At 50.3% G+C, this 1181-nt stretch carries 1 rRNA gene; it reads right to left on the minus strand.

What is annotated here, in order from left to right:
* Positions 1 to 23: 23 nt before the first annotated feature.
* A 23S ribosomal RNA gene (locus JOC47_RS15245) occupies positions 24 to 1181 on the minus strand; the annotation flags it as partial.

The raw sequence follows: 1181 nt of genomic DNA on the forward strand, positions 1-1181 counted from the left end.
ACACAATAGACCTGAGCGTCGAATAGATTAAGTCCTCGATCTATTAGTACCAGTCAGCTGAGGATGTTACCACCCTTACACCTCTGGCCTATCTACCTGTTAATCTTACAGGGATCTTACTAAATTGGGACATCTCATCTTGGGGTCTGTTTCACGCTTAGATGCTTTCAGCGTTTACCTTCTCCGCACTTAGCTACCCAGCTATGCTCTTGGCTAACAACTGGTCCACCAGCGGTGCGTCCATCCCGGTCCTCTCGTACTAGGGATAGTTCCCCACAAATATCCTTCGCTCGCAGCGGATAGGGACCGAACTGTCTCACGACGTTCTGAACCCAGCTCGCGTGCCGCTTTAATGGGCGAACAGCCCAACCCTTGGAACCTTCTTCAGCTCCAGGATGCGACGAGCCGACATCGAGGTGCCAAACCTTACCGTCGATGTGAACTCTTGGGTAAGATAAGCCTGTTATCCCCGGGGTAACTTTTATCCGTTGAGCGATGGCAATTCCATTCTCTACCATCGGATCACTAAGCCCTACTTTCGTACCTGCTCGACCTGTATGTCTTGCAGTCAAGCTCCCTTCTGCCTTTACACTCTTCGTGCGATTTCCGACCGCACTGAGGGAACCTTGGGGCGACTCCGTTACTCTTTAGGAGTCGACCGCCCCAGTCAAACTGCCTATCTGATACTGTCCCAATGCTGGATCACAGCACATGGTTAGAACTTCGACACATTAAGAGTGGTATCCCAAGGGTGGCTCCGTTGACATTAGCATGCCAACTTCATAGCCTCCCACTTATCCTGTACGTAATGTATCAAAGTCCAATGTCAGACTGCAGTAAAGCTCCACGGGGTCTTTCCGTCCTTCTGCGAGTAGCCTGCATCTTCACAGACACTACAATTTCACCGAGCTCTTTGTTAAGACAGCACCCAAGTCGTTTCGTCATTCGTGCAGGTCGGAACTTACCCGACAAGGAATTTCGCTACCTTAGGACCGTTATAGTTACGGCCGCCGTTTACTGGGGCTTAAGTTCAATGCTTCGGACAAAGTCCTAACACTTCTCCTTGACCTCCCAGCACCGGGCAGACGTCAGCTCCTATACTTCGACTTGCGTCTTAGCAGAAACCTGTGTTTTTGGTAAACAGTCGCTTGGGTCTGGTTATTGCAACCTCTAAAAAGAGG

It is taken from the genome of Halanaerobacter jeridensis (assembly GCF_016908315.1).
GTDB lineage: Bacteria > Bacillota > Halanaerobiia > Halobacteroidales > Halobacteroidaceae > Halanaerobacter > Halanaerobacter jeridensis.